Annotated in this window: 13 protein-coding genes and 1 tRNA gene; 7 read left to right on the top strand and 7 right to left on the bottom strand. The window is 66.5% G+C overall.

Annotated elements, in window-relative coordinates; genetic code table 11:
* Nucleotides 1–15: 15 nt before the first annotated feature.
* The 3 genes from hrpA to LFT46_RS12855 form a co-directional block, all read right to left on the bottom strand.
* Nucleotides 16–4,005: an ATP-dependent RNA helicase HrpA gene (hrpA, locus tag LFT46_RS12865; RefSeq protein ID WP_236819994.1), complete on the bottom strand. Its 3,990-nt coding sequence runs from the start codon at nt 4,003–4,005 to the stop codon at nt 16–18.
* A gap of 65 nt (nt 4,006–4,070) precedes the next feature.
* Nucleotides 4,071–4,421: a protealysin inhibitor emfourin gene (locus LFT46_RS12860; RefSeq protein ID WP_236819992.1), complete on the bottom strand. Its 351-nt coding sequence runs from the start codon at nt 4,419–4,421 to the stop codon at nt 4,071–4,073.
* A gap of 59 nt (nt 4,422–4,480) precedes the next feature.
* Entirely contained in the window at nt 4,481–5,533 is a 1,053-nt protein-coding gene (locus tag LFT46_RS12855; protein WP_236819991.1) for a M4 family metallopeptidase, read from the bottom strand.
* 126 nt (nt 5,534–5,659) lie between these two features.
* On the opposite strand from LFT46_RS12855, the gene LFT46_RS12850 reads away from it, so the two are divergent.
* Complete coding sequence (locus tag LFT46_RS12850) at nt 5,660–6,610, top strand: cation diffusion facilitator family transporter (RefSeq protein ID WP_236798804.1); 951 nt, start codon at nt 5,660–5,662, stop codon at nt 6,608–6,610.
* Nucleotides 6,611–6,671: 61 nt separating this feature from the next.
* On the opposite strand, the gene LFT46_RS12845 is transcribed toward LFT46_RS12850, so the two are convergent.
* From LFT46_RS12845 to LFT46_RS12830, 4 genes are all read right to left on the bottom strand, one after another.
* Nucleotides 6,672–6,747, bottom strand: a tRNA-Arg gene (locus tag LFT46_RS12845).
* A 110-nt stretch (nt 6,748–6,857) separates the two neighbouring features.
* Complete coding sequence (locus LFT46_RS12840; protein WP_236798803.1) at nt 6,858–8,429, bottom strand: ferredoxin--NADP reductase; 1,572 nt, start codon at nt 8,427–8,429, stop codon at nt 6,858–6,860.
* The gene (locus LFT46_RS12835; RefSeq protein ID WP_236798802.1) at nt 8,426–9,298 is read right to left on the bottom strand and encodes an FAD:protein FMN transferase; all 873 of its coding nucleotides are present in this window, start codon (nt 9,296–9,298) and stop codon (nt 8,426–8,428) included. Before LFT46_RS12835 ends, LFT46_RS12840 begins: the two co-directional genes overlap by 4 nt.
* A gap of 3 nt (nt 9,299–9,301) precedes the next feature.
* Nucleotides 9,302–9,748: an FMN-binding protein gene (locus tag LFT46_RS12830; RefSeq protein WP_236819989.1), complete on the bottom strand. Its 447-nt coding sequence runs from the start codon at nt 9,746–9,748 to the stop codon at nt 9,302–9,304.
* Between the two features lie 218 nt (nt 9,749–9,966).
* On the opposite strand from LFT46_RS12830, the gene argS reads away from it, so the two are divergent.
* The 6 genes from argS (at nt 9,967) to rho (ending at nt 18,941) form a co-directional block, all read left to right on the top strand.
* Nucleotides 9,967–11,631, top strand: a complete 1,665-nt coding sequence (argS, locus tag LFT46_RS12825) for an arginine--tRNA ligase (RefSeq protein WP_236798798.1) — start codon at nt 9,967–9,969, stop codon at nt 11,629–11,631.
* Between the two features lie 5 nt (nt 11,632–11,636).
* On the top strand, nt 11,637–13,112 hold the full coding sequence (lysA, locus tag LFT46_RS12820; protein ID WP_236819986.1) for a diaminopimelate decarboxylase: 1,476 nt from the start codon (nt 11,637–11,639) through the stop codon (nt 13,110–13,112).
* Entirely contained in the window at nt 13,113–14,429 is a 1,317-nt protein-coding gene (locus LFT46_RS12815) for a homoserine dehydrogenase (RefSeq protein WP_236819980.1), read from the top strand.
* Nucleotides 14,430–15,536 (top strand): threonine synthase, encoded by a 1,107-nt coding sequence (gene thrC / locus LFT46_RS12810; RefSeq protein ID WP_236819978.1) that lies wholly within the window; start codon nt 14,430–14,432, stop codon nt 15,534–15,536. It begins immediately after the preceding gene.
* 2 nt (nt 15,537–15,538) lie between these two features.
* Nucleotides 15,539–16,513: a homoserine kinase gene (gene thrB, locus LFT46_RS12805; protein WP_236819977.1), complete on the top strand. Its 975-nt coding sequence runs from the start codon at nt 15,539–15,541 to the stop codon at nt 16,511–16,513.
* A 295-nt stretch (nt 16,514–16,808) separates the two neighbouring features.
* Nucleotides 16,809–18,941, top strand: a complete 2,133-nt coding sequence (gene rho / locus LFT46_RS12800; RefSeq protein ID WP_236798788.1) for a transcription termination factor Rho — start codon at nt 16,809–16,811, stop codon at nt 18,939–18,941.
* The last annotated feature ends 145 nt before the right edge of the window (nt 18,942–19,086 follow it).

The raw sequence follows: 19,086 nt of genomic DNA, 5'->3' as shown, positions 1-19,086 counted from the left end.
TCTCGTAGGGGAGTGCTAGGCGGGTGCCAGCGCCTTGTTGAGTACGGCGCGGATACGTTTCTCGGAGACGGAGTAGGCCGTGCCGAGCTCGACGGCGAACAGGCTCACCCGAAGCTCCTCGATCATCCAGCGCACCTGGGTTAACTCCTGGCCCGCACCCCGTCCCGGCAGTAGCGCCGAGACAGCGTCGTCATAGTCGTCCTCGAGCCGCTGCACCACTGCCATATTGAGGGCATCCCGCTGGACGTTTCCGGGCAGGCGTTCCAGCCGCTTCTCAATTGCGGCCAGGTAGCGCGGCAGCTGGCTCAGCTGGGCGTAGCCCGTGCGTGCTACAAAGCCGGGATACACCAGCTGCTCGAGCTGGCTTTTGATGTCGTTCAGTGCGCTGATCAGGGCCAGGCTGGTGGTTCCCTTGAGTTGCTTTTCGATGCGCCGGGTGCTGGACAGGATCCGCTCGACGACGGCAGTGACCGAGAAGACTGTGTCGATCAGTTCCGCGCGCACCACCTCATACAACGCATCGAAGGCCTTGCGGTCCCACGGAAGTTCCACAGGGGTGAGCTTGTCGATGGCCGCCAGAGCGCAGTCTGCGATGAGGGCGGACACCGAACCGTGCGGGTTCTGGCTGAAGGTAAGCTTCTCGGTGTTGCTGAGGTGCTCCAGGACGTACCGGTCAGGCGCCGGAACGCGCAGCGCCAGCAGCCGGATCACGCCGCCGCGCATTGCCTCGGACTGTTCCTCCGCGCTCTGGAACACACGCAGCGACACCGAGGTCCGCTGGTCCACCAGTGCCGGATAGCCGGTGATGGTGTGGCCCTTGACCATGCTGCTCACCTGACGCTCGATGGTGCCGACAGTCCACTCAGTGAGGCCATCCTGCTCCACAAACCCAGCCGCGGCAGGGGCTTGCGGCACCCGGGCGGCCTCCTGGCGCGTGCCCGGCCCGCCGTCGGACGCCTTCCCGTTGCGCCGCTTGGACGTGCCGGCAGCGCCGGGCGCCGTGGATGCCGGGGTGGCACCGAGCGATTCGGCGATGGCGCGGCGCGTGGCCGGTGCAAGCCGTTCCTGCAGTTCCGCAAGGTCCTTGCCTTCGCCCAGGACCTTGCCCTTGCTGTCCACCACTTTGAAGCTCACCCGCAGGTGCGGCGGGACGGCGTCCCAGTTCCAGGAGCCGGGCGGGATGATGGCGCCCCGGATCCGCCGCAGGGCAAGCTCCAGGGACGGTTCCAACTCGTCCTTGGCGGGATCGAAGTCCGTTTCGAGGACGGCCACCGCCTGCCGGGCGACGTCTGGGGCGGGGACGAAGTTCTTGCGGACCTGCTTGGGCAGTGACTTGATGAGCGCTGTCACCAGCTCTACGCGCTGGCCCGGAATCAGCCACCGGAACGGCGCGTCGTCGAGCTGGTTCAGGAACAGCACCGGCACTTCGGCCGTGACACCGTCGGACGGATCGGGGGCAGAGCCCGGCGCCACGGGATGGAACTCATACGTCAGCGGGAGCTCGAAGCCCTTGTGCAGCCATGTCTTCGGGTACGCCGACTCGTCCAGGTCGTCGGCGTCGTCGCTTAGGAGCAGCGATTTGTCGTAATCCAGGAGGTCGGGGGTGTCCCTGCGGGCATCCTTCCACCACTTGTCGAAGTGCCGCTCGGAGACCACGTCGGGTCCGATCCTGGCGTCATAGAACTCGAACAACGTCTCGTCATCCACCAGCAGGTCGCGGCGGCGCATGCGGGCCTCGAGTTCCTCCACCTCGTGCAGGAGGGCGCGGTTGCGGTGGAAGAACTTGTGGTGGGTTCGCCAGTCGCCCTCCACCAAGGCATGCCTGATGAACAGTTCCCGGGCCACCACCGGATCCACCCGGCCGTAGTTGATGCGCCGCTGCGCGATGATCGGAACGCCGTAAAGGGTCACCTTTTCGTAGGCCATGACGGCGCCCTGCTTGGTGGACCAGTGCGGTTCGCTGTAGCTGTGCTTGACCAGGTCCGGAGCCACCTGTTCGGCCCACAGGGGATCGAACTTTGCGGCCACCCGGGCCCACAACCTGCTGGTTTCCACCAGCTCGGCGGCCATGACGAACGTGGGGGACTTTTTGAACAATGCGGAACCGGGGAAGATGGCGAACCGGCTGCCCCGGGCGCCGGCGTATTCGCGCTTGCGCTCATCCAGGATGCCGATGTGGCTTAGGAGCCCGGAGAGCAGGCTGATGTGGATGCCATCGTGGTTGCCTACGGGGTCGGCCAGGCGCTTGTTGTCCAGCGTGATGCCCAGAGGCCGGGCGAGCTGGCGCAGCTGGGTGAAGAGGTCCTGCCATTCCCGTACGCGCAGGTAGTTGATGAACTCGGCGCGGCACAGCCTGCGGAAGGCTGATGAGGACAATTCCTGCTGCTTCTCCTGCAGGTAGTTCCAGAGGTTGAGGTAGCCGGTGAAGTCGGAATTCTCATCGCGGAACCGGTTGTGTTTTTCCGCAGCCAGCTGCTGCTTATCGGTGGGACGTTCGCGCGGGTCCTGGATGGTGAGGGCCGCCGCCAGGACCATGACTTCCCGGACGCAGCCCCGTTTTCCGGCTTCCACGATCATCCGGCCCAGGCGGGGATCAACGGGCAGTTGGGCGAGTTTCTGCCCGACGGCGGTGAGCCCGCCGCCTTTGGTTCCGTCCCTGCCGTCGGCTGCTTCCGCCCTGCCGTCCTTGCCCTGCGTGCGTGGGGGAGCAAGGGCGCCGAGCTCGCGAAGGAGGGTGACGCCGTCGTTGATGGCCCGGGTTTCCGGCGGTTCGACGAAGGGGAATTCCTCAACATCCTTGGGGCCTTTCGCCACGCCCATCGCCGTCATCTGGAGGATGACGGCTGCCAGGTTGGTCCGCAGGATTTCGGGGTCCGTGAACCGGGGGCGGGACTCGAAGTCCTCCTCGGAGTACAAGCGGATGGCGATGCCGTCCGACACGCGGCCGCAGCGGCCCGAACGCTGGTTGGCCGATGCCTGGGAGACGCGCTCAATGGGCAGGCGCTGGACCTTGGTGCGGTGCGAATACCGGGAGATGCGCGCCGTACCGGTATCGATGACGTACTTGATGCCCGGGACGGTCAGGGATGTTTCCGCCACGTTGGTTGCCAGCACGATCCTGCGCTTGCTGCCGGGGTGGAACACCTTGTGCTGCTCCTGCAGGCTCAGGCGGGCGAACAGGGGGAGTATCTCGGTGTTGGCGAGTCTCCGGTTGGACTGGATGCGGGACTGCAGGGCCTCGGCGGCGTCGCGGATCTCGCGTTCACCCGAGAAGAACACAAGGATGTCCCCGGGCGCTTCCGCTGCCAGCTCATCCACGGCGTCGCAGACGGCATCCAGGGGATCGCGGTCCTCTTCGAGCTCATCGTCGGAGGCCTCCTCATCGTCCGCGGCCGGCTGCGTGAGGGGGCGGTAGCGGATCTCCACGGGGTAGGTCCGGCCGGAGACTTCGATGATGGGTGCCGGACTTTCCGGGGTGCCGAAGTGGTTGGCGAACCGTTCGGGGTCGATGGTGGCCGAGGTGATGATGACTTTCAGGTCCGGGCGCTGCGGGAGGATCCGCTTGAGGTAGCCCAGGATGAAGTCGATGTTGAGGCTGCGTTCGTGCGCCTCGTCAATGATGATGGTGCTGTACTTGCGCAGGAGTCTGTCCCGCTGGATCTCGGCGAGCAGGATGCCGTCGGTCATCAGCTTGACCTTGGTCGCCTTGCTGACCTCACCTGTGAACCGGACCTGGAAGCCGACCTCCTGGCCAATCTCGACGCCGAGCTCCTCTGCGATGCGCTCGGCTACCGTCCGGGCTGCCAGCCGCCGGGGCTGTGTGTGCCCGATGAGGCCCTTCTCACCCAGACCCAGCTCAAGGCACATCTTGGGAATCTGGGTCGTTTTCCCGGAGCCGGTCTCGCCGGCGATGATGGTCACCTGGTTGGCGGCGATGGCGGCCATCAGGTCCTCGCGGCGCTCGGAAACCGGCAGCTCGGCGGGATAGGAGATATGAAAAGTCATGGCTGCAGACAGTCTACTGCCGCCACCAACGGCCCTTTATGCCAATTCCGCCTGCAGCGCAGCCTTCAGCTTTGGGCGTCGGCGTCCGCATCGTCGTCCTGCCCGGGACGGAACGCACCGGCAGATTGCTCGGAGGCAGCCCGTGCGGTGTCGACCAAAATGCGCCACGGGCCGGTAAGGGCCCGTTCAGGCAGGGCAGCCCTCCGCTGCCCTGCCGTGATGGAGTAAATGAAACGGTCCGGCTGCGGAGCCTCGAAGGCGGCGGCCGCGGCCCGCGGGGTGCTGGGAACCGCATCCCACGGGCAGGCCTCCACAATGGGCTGCCACTGGCTCAGGTCGCTGTCTGTCTGGGCGTCCACCGTCCACACCCTTGTCATGGCCGCGATCCCGCCGGTGCGCTCCACCTTGATCTTCATGGCCTGGCCCCTGGGCTTCCATTTGGCCCCGCGGCCACGAGCGGGCCCCAGGGCAGCGGTTAAACCTTGACCTTTACAGTTTCCCACGCGGCCCCTACGGCGTCATGCTCCCGCGAAGCGGCGCCGAAAAGGTCGGCGGCGGCACGCATTGTGGCGCGGGCAAAAACCGTGAAGGTTGCCGCGGCCGGCAATGAGCCATTGGTCAGGGTCTCGTACCAGATCCGGCCGGGCGCCTCCCAGGCACAGCCGCCCAAGGCAGACGCCACCTGGTAAAAGGCGCGGTTGGGGATGCCGGAGTTGATGTGGACGCCACCGTTGTCTGCGCTGGTCCGGACATAGGAGTCCATGGAATCGGGCTGTGGGTCCTTGCCCAGCACGTCGTCGTCGTAGGCGGTCCCCGGTGCTTTCATGGACCGCAGGGCGAGCCCCTGGACCTTGGACGTGAAGAGGCCTTCGCCGATCAGCCAGCTTGCCTCCGCAGCTGACTGGTTTTTCACGAACTGCTCCACGAGCGCGCCGAAGACGTCCGACATCGATTCGTTCAAGGCACCTGCCTGGTTCCGGTAGGCAAGGCCGGCCGAGTATTGGGTTACCCCGTGCGCCAGTTCGTGTCCAATGACGCTCAGAGACTTGGTGAAGCGTTGGAAGACGTCACCGTCACCATCGCCGAACACCATCTGGCTGCCGTTCCAGAAAGCGTTGTCGTACAGCTTGCCGAAGTGCACCGTGGCGTCCAGCTTCAGCCCGCGCCCGTCAACCGAATCCCGTCCGAAGGCGTCCGCATAAAGGCGGTGCGTGTGCCCCAGCCCGTCGTAGGCTTCGTCCGCGGCGGGATCGCCGGTGGCGGGCCCGCCTTCGCCGCGTACAAGCCTGCCCGGGAGCGTTTCCTCCCGGCCCGCATCATAAATGGTGCGGCTGACGGGCCCTGGTTTTACCTGGCGCAGTCCGGGCGGGAGTGCCGGCACAGCCTGTGCGCGGGCGGCCTGGAACGACTCGACGTGGCCCAAGGCGTTCCTGGCAGCGTTTGCCGCCGATGAGAATCCGGGCGCATCCTGCTGCGCGAGCCGCCGCAGCAGGTAGGGCGGAACGATGGAACAGAACTGAACGTGCATGGCGTACTCCCTCAGCTAGGTGTTTTCAGCCTATGAGGGGCCACCGACAATCAGTGGCAGGCCCGCCTCAGGGAATTTATTGGCCTGCCGGGCGCTGCAGCGCGCTCCGGTGGGTACGGTAGGCGCATGGCTCAAACCGAAACCCCCGCCAAGTCCGGCTCCACGCTGCTGACGGTCATCGTCGCCTTCGCGGCCAACACGCTCGTGGCCGCGGCGAAGACGGTGGCGGCTGTCCTCTCCGGTTCCGCCTCGATGGCCGCGGAGGCTGCACATTCCTGGGCAGACACCGGAAACCAGGTCTTCCTGTTCTTTGCCGAGCGGCGGTCTTCCCGCCCCCGGGACAAGAGCCATCCCATGGGCTACGGCCGGGAAGCCTACGTCTGGTCGATGTTCGCCGCTTTCGGTCTGTTCACCGCCGGCGCGGTGGTGTCGATCATGCACGGCGTCCAGCAGATTTTTGAGCCGGAACCCGCATCGGACTTCGTGGTGGCCTACGTGGTCCTGGGCGTGGCCTTCGTCCTGGAAGGGATTTCGTTCGCCCAGGCCTTCCGGCAGACCCGGAAAGCGGCCCATGAGCTGGAACGGCACACGCTTGAACAGGTCCTCATCAGTTCAGATCCCACCCTGAGGGCAGTCTTCGCCGAGGATGCGGCGGCGCTGATCGGCCTCGTCGTGGCCTTCGTGGGCGTGTTCCTGCACCAGGTCACAGGATCACCGCTGCCGGATGCGATCGGTTCGATCGCCGTCGGCGTGCTGCTCGCCGTCGTCGCCGTCGTACTGATCGACCGCAACAGGCGCTTCCTGGTGGGGCAGGGCGTCACACCCGACATTGAACGGTCCATGGCCCGCCGTGTGCTGGAGCACCAGGACATCGCCCGGCTCACCTACCTGCACCTGGAATTCGTTGGCCCGCGCAAGCTGTACCTCGTGGCGGCCGTGGATCTCCAGGGGGACCACCCGGAGCACGAGGTTGCGGTGGTCCTGCGGCGGATCGAGCGCGAGCTGGAGGACCACGAAACGGTGGAGGAGGCTGTGCTCACCCTGGCCACGATGGACGAGGCAGCGCTGCGTTTCTGAGGGCACACGTCCCGCTCAACAAACGAAAACCCCGCCGCTTCAATGAAGCGGCGGGGTTCTTTGGTGCCCTCGATAGGATTCGAACCTACGACCTTCTGCTCCGGAGGCAGACGCTCTATCCCCTGAGCTACGAGGGCAATCCGGATATCCTGCCGTTCCCGGCGGGACGTCCTAGAGCTTAGCAGGAAGGTGCCCTGCAAGGGAAAACCGCCTCCGGCGCCGGCTCCGGAGGGCCGGAAAGGCGGGCTCAGTAGCCCGAAAAGGAGTCCGTCCGCACCCGGCGCGCGCCTGCACGGCCGGCTGCACGGCGGAGTGCCGCCACGCTTGCGGGGGAGCCGGAGACGTAAACGTCCCGCCGGGAAATATCGGGTACCAGTGCGGCAAGGGCCGCTCCGTCCAGTCGGCCGTCCGCACCGAAGCTTCCGGCGCCAGAGAGGCTGCCGGCGGCAGGGGCCAGGCCCGACGGCGGCACGGACCCGTCTGCGAGCCGCACCAGCACGCGCACTCCGGAACTCCGTAGTTCCTCCGCGTAGGCCACCTCCTCATTGCTCCTGGCCAGCACCAGGATCACCGCGTCCCGTTCCTGCAGCGCACCCGAGGCCAGATACGAGATGAACGGTGTAATTCCGATTCCCGCCGCGACAAGAAGCACGGGCCGGCGCGGATCGCGTGGCAGGACGAAGTCCCCGCCCACCGCCGTGGCAGCCACCTCATCGCCCGGCCGGAGCGCCAGCAGCGCCTCCTTCGCCGCAGACAATGACCCGTCCGTCCGCACGCCAAACTTCACCAGGCGGCCGCCTGGGCCGCCCGCAAGGCTGAAGACCCGGCGTCGTCCTTTTCCGTCCGGCTTGGCCTGGGGAAGATCCAGCTCCATGTACTGCCCGGGAAGGAAGCGCACCGGCCGGGCAGGTTCGAAGGAGAACTCGGTGGTGGCGGGCGTCAGCGGGCGGGCGCCGGCGAAGCGGAGTTTCACGGCTCCGCGCTGGCCCGCCAGGAAGGCCAGCAGGTTGCCCGCAAGCAGCGCTGCCTCCGGTGAATTGGCAAAGATTCCCAGGTTCCAGGGGACCGCGAAGAGCACGCCCACCAGTGTTGCGAGCGCCAGCTGCTGCCAGCGCCGTGGCGGCAGCGTCAGGGGCTCGGTGAGCATGAATCCCACAAAGAAGAGCACCGGCCGCTGGGCCAGGGCCTGCCAGGCGCCCATCCCCGCTGTCATGCCGGCGCGAAGCAGCTCGAGCATGATGATGGCAGTGGCCACCGCCGTAAACAGCGACGCCATCAGGAGCTTGCGTGTCCGGTACAGGACCAGCAGCACGCCGGGGACCAGCAGCCAGAGCATGGCGGGCGTCGCTGCCCACCACGTGGCGATGTTCAGTCCAGTGAGTCCGGTGGCGAAGGCACCTGCGGCGGCTGGGTTGAAGATGTGCCGGCCACGCCACGCCAGGGTGTATTTGGACGCGGACGCCAGGATGCAGGCCAGCGCCACTCCTGCCAGGTCCATCGACTGCAGGGACGGCCAGAACAGGAAGTAGAGCAGCAACCCGGTGATAAGCGCCGACTCCGTGTGGGGCCGGACCCGGAAGAGCGCCGCCATGGCCCTGTTGGAGGCATAGGTCAGGGCCAGGCACAATGCCAGGTGCGCCAGCATTTCCGGGATGCCGAACGTCAGCCAGCCCAGCACGTTCAGCAGCAGGCTGTAAGCGGCCAGTGCCGACAGGACCAGCAGGACAAGCCGGTACATGGTGAACCTGCCGACGACGGTCTCCACGCGCCCGGCCAGGTAATGCGCAGGGCGGGCTTGGGGTGCTTCCACAGGGTTCATGAAAACAACGCCCCTTCAAATCCGGCGGAATAGGCGGCGCTGCCGTCGGAAAAGACGGTCAGCCAGGAGAAGTCGAAGGTTTCCTGCAGCGTTGCCCCTGGCACGAAGAAGAGCGCCGTGGCGAGCGCGTCAGCCACCAGGGCGGTGTCTGCCAGCGTCCAGGTGGCGACGGCGGTGCGCACCGGGTGGCCGGTGGTTCCGTCCAGCACGTGGTGAAGTCCGTCGCCCCAGGCACGGCGGTTGGCGGCGGAAGCACAAAGAGCCCGGCCGTCCAGATGGATCATGCCGATCGCCTGCTCCGGGTTGTAGGGATGTTCGAGCGCTACGCTGACGGGTCCTGCGCCGCGGGCCAGGAGGTCGCCGCTGGCATCGATGAGGAACTCACCCATACCGGTGGCCTCAAGTTCCGCCGCCAGGAGGTCCACCAACAGCCCCTTGCCGGCGGCGCCGATGTCCAGTACCACAGGGGTGCTGGCGGTCAGGACTGTTCCGGACCAGCGAAGGACCGCCTCCCATTTTGGCGCCGGGAGGGGCGGGCCGGCGGGCAGGAGCGAATATGCTGCGTCATACCCCAGACGCTCAAGGCTGCCGCCAATCAACGGCGTCATGGCCCCACCGGTAAGCCGATAGAGCCGGCCGTACAGCTCGCCGAGCGCGGCGGCCTCGCCGGGAAATTCATACTGCCCCGGCTCCCTGGCCAGTTCCCCGACCAGCGAGTCGGAGCGGAAACGGGACCAGTCGGCGTCGAACTTTTCGACCCTGTCCAGCAGGCGCCTGCGAACGGACGCCGGCAACGGCAGGGGAGTGCTGACTGCCCAGCCGGTGCCGATCCCCTGAAACGAGAAGTCCTCCCAGTCCGCCACGGGCACCGCCTACTGCGCCTCGGACTTGATCTTCTCCACTGCCTGGTTGAAGCCTCCGCTGGTCAGCGAGGAACCGGCAACCTTGGAAACGTTCAGTTCATCGATGTTCTTACCCACCACCTGGGCTGCAATGCCACCGGCAAACTGGCCCTGGAACTTCCGCGTGTTCGGATTCGACGGGTGCTGGGTGATCTGCACGTCCGTGACCTTTCCCGCGGCAAGGGTCAGCTGGACGCCCACGGTTTCGGTGCCGTTGGGCGAAACGTAGTTTCCATCGGCGTTGTAGGTGCCGTCCTTGTACTCGGCCCCGCTGGCGGCCAGGGAGGAGGATCCTGGGGTGGGTGCCGGGGCGTCGGCGGGTGTGCTGTCGGCGGACGAGGGTGCGCAGCCGGCGACGGTTCCCGCCAGCGACAAGCCGGCGATACCGGTAAAAAGACCGTTGCGGACTGCGTGCATGGATGGGCTTTTAGGGCTGGAGGGTCTCATGACGGCTCTCGATTCACTTTCGGGGCGGTACCGGATCACCGATGCCGTGCGGCAGTGGCTATGCTCTTGTCAACGCCGGATGCATGCAAATGGTTCACGTATGGCGGGGCTCACTCCTTTCCGTGACGCCGGGCGCAGTCACGGCCGCCAAATTCTTTGCTGTCACTGGCCCCCGGTAGGCTAGAGGGGTGACTCCCGAAGAACTTTCCCTCGCCATATCCGCCTGCCTCAAGGACGCCGTCGCCGCCGGCGATATTGCCCTTGCTGTATCAGCCATTCCGGCTGACGTGCGCGTGGAGCGACCCAAGAACCGGGAGCACGGTGACTGGGCCACCAACATTGCCCTCCAGCTCGCCAAGCAGGCGGGCACCAACCCGCGCGAGTTCGCCTCCATCCTCAGCAGCCGGCTCAAGGCCATCGACGGTGTTTCCGCCGTTGACATCGCGGGCCCGGGCTTCCTGAACATCACCGTGGACGCCGCAGCCGCCGGTGCCCTGGCGAAGGCCATCGTCGAGGCCGGCCCGGACTACGGAACCAACACAGCGCTCGCGGGGCACACGGTCAACATGGAGTTCGTCTCTGCCAACCCCACCGGTCCGTTGCACATCGGGCACACCCGCTGGGCCGCGCTGGGCGACTCCATCGCGCGTGTGCTGCGCGCTTCCGGCGCCGATGTTACGGCCGAGTACTACATCAACGACGCCGGCTCGCAGATGAACACCTTCGCCAACTCCGTGTACTCCCGGCTGCATGGCCTTCCCGTGCCGGACGGCGGCTACCCCGGCCAGTACATCGCCGATCTGGGACATGAGGTACTTTCGGCGCATCCGGACATCCGGGAACTCACCGAAGTTGCCGCCCTGCCGGTGATCCGCGCCGCCGCCTACGAAGCACAGATGAAGGACATCAAGGCCACGCTGGCAGACTTCGGCGTCGCGTTCGACGTCTTCTTTTCCGAGCAGGAACTGCACGACGCCGGCGCCATCGAAAGTGCCGTGGCGCGCCTGCGCGAACAGGGCCACGTGTTCGACGACGGCGGGGCGGTCTGGCTGCGGACCACGGACTTTGGCGATGACAAGGACCGCGTGATGATCCGCGCCAACGGCGAGCCCACCTACTTCGCCGCCGACGCCGCCTACTACCTGTCCAAGAAGGACCGCGGCTTCACGGAGAAGATCTACCTCCTGGGTGCCGACCACCACGGCTACATCAACCGGCTCAAGGCCATTGCGGCCGCTGCAGGCGACGATCCCGAGGTGAACATCGAGGTGCTGATCGGCCAGCTGGTGTCGGTCAACGGAGCAAAGCTGTCCAAGCGTGCCGGCAACATCATCGAGCTCAAGGACCTGATTGACTGGCTGGGCAAGGACGCCGTCCGCTATTCGCTGGCGCGTTTCCCGGCGGATTCGCCCTTGACCCTGGACCCGGACCTGCTGAAGAAACACAGCAATGAGAACCCTGTGTTCTACGTCCAGTACGCCCACGCACGTTCGCGCGGCGCTGCGCGCAATGCCGTTGACGCAGGCGTGGAGCGCACTGTGGACGGCAAGGACAGCTTCGACGCTTCCCTCCTGGACCACGCAACCGAAAACGAGCTGCTGTCCTACCTGGGCAGCTACCCGTCGATTGTGGCCAAGGCCGCGGAGCTGCGCGAACCGCACCGGGTGGCACGGCACCTCGAGGCCATCGCCGGCGCGTACCACCGCTGGTACGACGCATGCCGGATTGCCCCCATGGGTGAAGAACCCGTCACCGACCTGAACCGCACCAGGCTCTGGCTCAACGACGCCACCAGCCAGGTACTGGCCAACGGCCTTGACTTGCTTGGCGTCTCCGCGCCGGAACGGATGTGATTCCCATGCCTGCACAGGACACCAACCCTGCATCTCCGCTGGCCCCCGAATGGCTTTCGGTCCCGGCCGACCTGAATGTCCTGGAGCCAAAGATGTGGGCCAAGGATGCCGGCCGGAACGAGGCCGGTGAACTCACCCTGGACGGCGTTCCCGTGAGCGACCTCCAGCGGAAGTACGGCACCCCGCTGTTCGTTATGAGCGAGAACGATTTCCGGGCCCGGGCCCGGGCCTTCAGCGATGCATTCAACGATGCGTTCGCGGACATCTGCGGCGGAGTGGACGTCTACTATGCCGGCAAATCGTTCCTGTGCACCGCCGTGGTGCGGTGGGTCGAAGAAGAGGGACTGCGGCTGGACACCGCCTCCGGCGGTGAGCTCGCCGTCGCGGCGAAGGCCGGGATTCCTGGTGCCGACGTTGCCCTGCACGGCAACAACAAATCCGACGGCGAGATCCACCGTGCGCTGGACATGAAGCTCGGCCGGATCGTGGTGGACAGCCTCAGCGAACTGGTCAGGGTGGGCGCCATCGCCGAACGCCGGGGGGAAGTGGCCAAAGTCATGCTCCGGCTCACGCCGGGCGTCCATGCGCACACCCACGAATTCATTGCCACGGCCCACGAGGACCAAAAGTTCGGCCTGTCCATGGCCGCCGACACCACTGACCAGGCCGGCGTCTCCGCTGCCGAGGAGGCAGTGGCGGCGGCAGCTGCGCACCCCGCCATCGAACTGCTGGGCCTGCACTGCCACATCGGCTCGCAGATCTTCGAACCGGACGGTTTTGCCCTGGCCGCGCAGAAGCTCCTGCGCTTCCTGGCCGCCATGCAGGAAAAATACTCCATCATCATGCCGGAACTGGACCTCGGGGGCGGCTACGGAATCGCCTACACGCCGGTGGACACGCCCCGCCCCGCAGCGGAGATCGCGAACGCAATGGCCGCCGTCGTGCGTTCCACCTGCGCTGAGCTTGGCATCGACGCACCCCGCATCTCCATCGAGCCCGGACGCGCCATCGTGGGCAGCACCACGTTCACCCTGTATGAAGTGGGCACCCTGAAGACCGTCCACGTGGACGCTCCCGCGGCGTCCGGCGACGGTGACGCGGGCAACAACGTTACGTATCCGCGCCGCTATGTTTCGGTGGACGGCGGCATGAGCGACAACGCCCGGCCGGTGCTCTATGACGCGGATTATTCGGCTGTCCTGGCCTCCCGCACGTCCGGCGCGGCCCCGCAGCTGTCCCGCGTGGTGGGCAAACATTGCGAGAGCGGCGACATAGTTGTTAGAGATGTATATCTGCCCGAGGACGTGGCAGCCGGTGATCTGCTCGCTGTCCCGGGAACCGGCGCCTACTGCTGGGCCCTCTCGAGCAACTACAACTATCTGGCCCGGCCGGGCGTTGTCGCGGTGCGCGACGGATCTGCCCGGCTGATTGTCCGCGGGGAAACCGAAGAAGATTTGCTGAGCCGCGACATGGGAGCCTGAATGACGGAAATGCGAACGCTGAAAGTGGCCCTGCTGGGCTGTGGCAACGTTGGGGCCCAGGTTGCGCGGATCCTCATTGAGGACGCGGACGCCCTTGCAGCACGTACCGGCGCCCGCCTGCAGCTCAGCGGCATCGCCGTGCGCAACGTCAATGCCCCCCGCGACGTGGACCTGCCCCAGGAACTCTTCACTGCCGACGCCGACACCCTGGTCAAGGACGCTGACCTGGTCATCGAACTCATGGGCGGCATCGAACCGGCGCGCACGCTGATCCTTTCCGCACTGCGCAACGGCGCCTGCGTGGTCACCGGCAACAAGGCACTCCTGGCACAGGACGGCCCCACCCTCTACGAAGAGGCCGACAAAGCGGGTGTCCAGCTGTCCTACGAAGCCGCCGTGGCCGGAGCCATTCCCATCCTCCGCCCCATCCGCGACAGCCTGTCCGGCGACCGCATCACCCGGGTCCTGGGCATCGTCAACGGCACCACCAACTTCATCCTTGACCAGATGGACAGCACCGGTGCGCAGTTCGCGGACGCCCTCGCAGAAGCCCAGCGGCTTGGCTACGCGGAAGCCGATCCCACTGCCGACGTCGAAGGCCACGACGCTGCCGCGAAGGCTGCCATCCTGGCCTCGCTTTCCTTCCATACCCGTTTCTCCCTGGACGACGTCTACTGCGAGGGCATCACGTCCGTCAGCGCCTCGGACATTGCCGCCGCAAAGGATGCAGGCTTCGTCATCAAGCTGCTGGCCATCGCGGAGAAGTTGGCCGGAGCCGACGGCAACGAAGGCGTCTCCGTCCGCGTCCACCCCACCCTCCTGCCACGCGAACATCCCCTGGCCGCCGTCCGCGGTGCGTTCAACGCGGTGTTCATTGAAGCCGAGAACGCGGGCGAGCTGATGTTCTACGGCCAGGGCGCCGGCGGAACCCCCACCGCGTCGGCCGTCCTGGGCGATCTTGTGTCAGCAGCCCGCCGCCTGGTCCTTGGTGGTCCCGGACGCACCGAAACCACCACCGGCCATGTTCCGGCGCTGCCCATCGATGCTGCCACCACCAGCTACTACATCGGGCTCGACGTCGCCGACCAGCCCGGCGTCCTGGCCAGGATCGCCCAGTTGTTCGCCGAGCACGGCGTCTCCATCGAAATCATGCGGCAAACCATCCACCGCGACGCCGGGTCCAACGTGGAATCGGCCGAACTGCGGATCGTCACCCACCGCGCGTCAGAGGCTGCCCTTGCGGCCACCGTCGAGGCCGTGAAGGGCCTGGACGTCATCAACTCAGTTACATCCGTTCTGCGGGTAGAAGGAGTCTAAGTGGCTCACCAATGGCGCGGAGTCATCCGCGAATACGCTGACCGTCTGCCCGTGACGGAATCCACCAGGGTCATCACCCTGGGCGAGGGCGGCACCCCGCTGGTGCATGCGCAGAAGCTCTCCGAACTCACCGGTTCCGAGGTCTACCTCAAGGTGGAGGGCATGAACCCCACCGGCTCGTTCAAGGACCGCGGCATGACCATGGCCATGACGGCGGCAGTCGCGTCGGGGGCCAAGGCTGTCGTCTGCGCTTCCACCGGAAACACTTCCGCCTCCGCGGCTGCCTACGCAACCGCCGCCGGCCTCAAGTGCGCCGTGCTGGTTCCTGAAGGCAAGATCTCCATGGGCAAGCTCAGCCAGGCCATCGCCCACGGCGCCACCCTGCTCCAGGTGGACGGCAACTTCGACAACTGCCTGGACATCGCCCGTAAGCTGGGGGAGTCCTATCCTGTTTTCCTGGTGAACTCCGTCAACCCCGCCCGCATCCAGGGCCAGAAGACCGGCGCCTTCGAAGTGGTCGACGCCCTGGGCGACGCACCGGACATCCACGTCCTGCCCGTGGGCAACGCCGGCAACATCACTGCGTACTGGAAGGGCTACAAGGAGTACTCCGCTCCCTTCGAATCCGAGACCGCCGGCACCCTGCCCGCAGTGTCCACCAAGACCCCTGCCATGTGGGGCTTCCAGGCCGCCGGGGCAGCCCCCTTCGTTGCAGGCCACCCCATCACCGAACCCGACACGATCGCCACGGCCATCCGCATCGGAAACCCCGCCTCCTGGGACGGGGCCGTGGGCGCCCGTGACGAATCCGGCGGACTCATCGACGCCGTCACCGATGAAGAGATCCTGAACGCCCACCGGTGGCTGTCAGCCAGGGAAGGTGTCTTCGTGGAGCCCGGCTCCGCCGCAGGCGTGGCAGGCCTGCTGAAGAAGCACGCCGCCGGCGAAGTTCCCAGCGGAAAGAAGATCGTCATCACCGTCACCGGCCACGGACTCAAGGACCCCCAGTGGGCCCTGCGCACCGAGGACGGCAGCGACGTCCAGCCGGTCAAGGTCCCGAACGACGTGGTTACCGTCGCCGCCGAGCTGGGACTGGAAGAAAAATAGCCTTGGACACCACCTCGCAGGCCGCTGTTGGACTGCAACTGATTGAGCCGGGCCAGTGCGTCACTGTCCGCGTACCCGCCACCACGGCCAACCTTGGGCCCGGCTACGACAGCCTGGGCCTCGCCCTGGCCCTGCACGACACCCTCACCGTGGAAAGCCTGGATACGGACGAACTCGTGTTCGAGCTCAGCGGCGAGGGTGCCGACACCCTGCCGCAGGACGCCAGCCACCTGGTGATACGCGCCATGGAGGCAGCTTTCGAGCGCTTGGGTTACCGTCACGGCGGGCTGAAGGTGACCGCCCAAAACGTCAACCCGCACGGCCGTGGGCTGGGCTCCTCCGCGTCCGCCGTGGTGGCTGCGGTGTCGGCCGCCAACGCCATGGTGCCGGCCGAAAGCCAGCGTGGAAAGGAGTGGATCCTCCAGCTCACCAGCGAACTGGAGGGTCACCCGGACAACGTGGCACCCGCCATTTTCGGCGGACTGGCGCTGTCATGGCAGGACAGTGAGCAGTACAGCAGCACCAGTGCCACCGTTGCCGGAACCGTCATCCCCATCGTGGCAGTCCCGGACTTCGAACTCTCCACCGAAGCGGCCCGCGCACTGCTGCCGGCATCGGTGGGACACCATGCCGCGGCGATGAATTCCGGCCGCGCGGCGCTGTTGATCCATGCGCTGACGCAAAAGCCTGAATTCCTGTTGCCGGGCACGGAGGATTACCTGCACCAGAGCTACCGCGCCGAGGCCATGCGGCCCAGCGCGGCCCTGATCGGCGCGCTGCGCCGGGCCGGGTACGCGGCCGTAGTGTCCGGGGCTGGACCCACCGTCCTGGTCCTGGCCAACGGTGAGCTGCAGGCAGCTGACGCACTGGCTTTCATCCAGGCCTTTACGGCAGAGAACACGCCGGACATTGGCTGGCGTGTGCTGAAGCTCGCAGTGGACGTCGAAGGTGCTAAGGTGGACTTGCACCGGCGGTAATTCCGCCTATCTGATCTGCTCCTGCATTCAGTTGCTATTTGATCTACGACTGTGAATGTATTCCGGTGCCGCCTGCTTGGTCTGTCGCAGGAATCTGCAGCATCCAACTGCCCCTGAACCGTCAGTCCGGCGTTGTGCCATGGGCGCAGCGCAAGGTGAATCAGTATCCGGCCCTGCTGGCCGAAATCCAACCGGCAAGGCCGAACAATCCCGGCTGCAGATCTGAACTGCAGCCCAGATCAAATCATCGCGTCCAGCTCCCAGTCTGGACGCCGTCGAGGGGGAAGGATCCTTCGTGACCGAAACCACTGAGCTGTCACCAGCTGTGGAACACACAACTTCTGCTGCCGAACCAACGGCTGCACCCGCCAAGAGCAGCGGCCTCGCCGGCCTGAAGCTCGCCCAGCTGCAGGCCCTTGCCAGCCAGCTCGGTATCTCCGGCGGATCCCGCATGCGCAAGGGGGACCTGGTCTCGGCCATCTCCGCCCATCGCGCCGGGACCCTCACCGCCAAGGCCCCCGCAAAGTCAGCGGAAAAGGCTCCGGAAAGCACCGTGGCTCCGGCTTCGACCGCACCGGCTTCCGCGGTGGACGCCCCTGCCGCAGAAGCTCCTGCAGCGGAAGGCACCCGTGCCCGTGGGCGTGGCCGCAGCCGCCGCGCCGTCAGTGACGGCGTGGTTGCCCCCGCAGCCGAAGCTCCCGTCGTGGAGACCGCAGCCGCGCCCGCCCCCGCAACTGTCGAAGCGCCGTCGGCCGCTCCTGCGGAAGCACCCGAGGCGACGGAAGGTGCTGCAGAGCGCCGCCAGCCGCGCACCCGCAACCGCCGCCGCAGCGAAGCCCCTGCCGCCTCCGTCCAGGAAGCCCCGGTGGAAACCCCGGCAGAGCAGCCGGCCGCTGAACAGCGTTCCGGCGAGCAGCGTACCGAAGCCCCCGCAACTGAAGCGGGCGACGCCGGCCAGCGCACCGAACGCCGTGAAGGCGGCCGCACCCGTGGCCGTGACCGCGATGCCGACGGCGGCCGCGACAACCAGGGCAGCCGCGAGGCAGGCCAGCGTGAAGGTGGCCGGGATAACCGCGACAACCGCGACGGCGACGATTCGGACGGCGGAAACCGCCGCAACCGCCGCAACCGCCGTGACCGGAACGACCGCTCCGGCGGCCAGGACCGGGACAACTCGCGCAATGACCGCTTCCGGGACCGCAACGACCGCCGCCGCGGCCGCAACCAAGGCCCGGACGTGGACGACGTCGAAGTCACCGAAGACGACGTCCTGCTGCCGGTTGCCGGCATCCTGGACGTCCTGGAGAACTACGCGTTCATCCGCACCTCCGGCTACCTGCCCGGCCCCAACGACGTCTACGTCTCTTTGGCGCAGGTCAAGAAGTACAACCTGCGCAAGGGCGACGCCGTAGTCGGCGCCATCCGTGCACCGCGGGAAGGCGAGGACCGCAGCCAGCAGTCCAACCGCCAGAAGTTCAACGCTCTGGTCCGCGTCACCTCCGTCAACGGCAAGACGCCGGAAGAGCTGAAGGACCGCGTCGAGTTCGCCAAGCTCGTTCCCCTGTACCCGTCCGAGCGCCTGCGCCTGGAGACCGACCCCAAAAAGATCGGCCCCCGCGTCATCGACCTCGTGGCACCGATCGGCAAAGGCCAGCGCGGCCTGATCGTCTCCCCGCCCAAGGCAGGCAAGACGCTCATCCTGCAGTCCATCGCCAACGCGATCACCACCAACAACCCTGAGGTCCACCTCATGATGGTGCTGGTTGACGAACGCCCCGAAGAAGTCACGGACATGCAGCGCACCGTCAAGGGTGAGGTCATTGCCTCCACCTTCGACCGTCCCGCCGACGACCACACCACCGTGGCTGAACTCTCCATCGAACGCGCCAAGCGCCTCGTGGAAATGGGCATGGACGTGGTGGTCCTCCTCGACTCCATGACCCGACTGGGCCGTGCCTACAACCTGGCAGCACCGGCCTCCGGCCGCATCCTGTCCGGTGGTGTGGACTCCGCAGCGCTCTACCCGCCCAAGCGCTTCTTCGGCGCCGCCCGCAACATCGAAAACGGCGGCTCACTCACCATCCTGGCCACCGCGCTCGTCGAGACCGGTTCCAAGATGGACGAGGTCATCTTCGAAGAGTTCAAGGGCACCGGCAACATGGAACTGCGCCTGTCCCGCCAGCTGGCCGACAAGCGCATCTTCCCCGCAGTCGACGTCAACGCCTCCGGCACCCGCCGCGAGGAAAACCTGCTGTCGCCCGAAGAAGTCAAGATCATGTGGAAGCTGCGCCGCGTCCTCTCCGGACTCGAAACCCAGCAGAGCCTTGAACTGCTCACCAACAAGATCCGGGAAACCCAGAGCAACGTCGAGTTCCTCATGCAGGTCCAGAAGACGACGCTTGGTGCGAAGTCGGATAACGACAAGTAGCTGAGTTACGGGGCGGGGTGCGGATACCTCGCGTGGTTCGCCGCGCGGGTTTTCCGCCCCCGCCCCTTCGCGTGGCGGCTCAGTCCTGACGGACTTGAGCCGTCACGCTCCGGCAGGCCCGAAGCCACTCCCGGGGCGGAAAACC

The sequence above is a fragment of the Arthrobacter sp. FW306-07-I genome (genome assembly GCF_021800405.1).
In the GTDB taxonomy this organism is placed as follows: Bacteria; Actinomycetota; Actinomycetes; order Actinomycetales; family Micrococcaceae; genus Arthrobacter.
Note: the sequence above shows the minus strand (reverse complement) of the source record. Positions and strands in the feature narration are given on the sequence as shown.

Coding starts and splice junctions, on each gene's coding strand:
- hrpA (WP_236819994.1), bottom strand. CDS start 4,005: ATGACTTTTCATATCTCCTATCCCGCCGAGCTGCCGGTTTCCGAGCGC.
- LFT46_RS12860 (WP_236819992.1), bottom strand. CDS start 4,421: ATGAAGATCAAGGTGGAGCGCACCGGCGGGATCGCGGCCATGACAAGG.
- LFT46_RS12855 (WP_236819991.1), bottom strand. CDS start 5,533: ATGCACGTTCAGTTCTGTTCCATCGTTCCGCCCTACCTGCTGCGGCGG.
- LFT46_RS12850 (WP_236798804.1), top strand. CDS start 5,660: ATGGCTCAAACCGAAACCCCCGCCAAGTCCGGCTCCACGCTGCTGACG.
- LFT46_RS12840 (WP_236798803.1), bottom strand. CDS start 8,429: ATGAACCCTGTGGAAGCACCCCAAGCCCGCCCTGCGCATTACCTGGCC.
- LFT46_RS12830 (WP_236819989.1), bottom strand. CDS start 9,748: ATGCACGCAGTCCGCAACGGTCTTTTTACCGGTATCGCCGGCTTGTCG.
- lysA (WP_236819986.1), top strand. CDS start 11,637: ATGCCTGCACAGGACACCAACCCTGCATCTCCGCTGGCCCCCGAATGG.
- LFT46_RS12815 (WP_236819980.1), top strand. CDS start 13,113: ATGACGGAAATGCGAACGCTGAAAGTGGCCCTGCTGGGCTGTGGCAAC.